Origin of the sequence: Campylobacter sp. US25a (genome assembly GCF_004379075.1) — a bacterium.
GTDB classification, from domain to species: Bacteria; Campylobacterota; Campylobacteria; order Campylobacterales; family Campylobacteraceae; genus Campylobacter_D; species Campylobacter_D jejuni.
Map to the genome: position 1 here is coordinate 1 of NZ_RYYM01000151.1, position 252 is coordinate 252.

Below are 252 nucleotides of genomic sequence, written 5' to 3' on the forward strand. Positions count from 1 at the left end.
ATATGAGTCTTGATATATCAAATTCTACTTCAAATCCCCTACCCTTTAAAATCACTAAAGCCCTCATCAAAGAAAGTCTTGAAGAACTTTTTTCTATAGAATGTGAAGGCTTTTTTGAAAGTTTAGAACAAGATTTATTTTCTTTAAATACTTTAACCAATGCTTCATCTCATCTAAGCACCCCTACAACTTTTAATTTTCATCCTAATGTTTTAATCGATCAAGAAGCTATTTTAAGTATCCATAATCCTT

The 252-nt window shown here is 29.4% G+C and carries 1 pseudogene; it reads left to right on the forward strand.

The annotated features are described in order from the left end of the window. Positions 1-252: pseudogene (locus ELQ12_RS10100) on the forward strand (hypothetical protein); the annotation flags it as partial.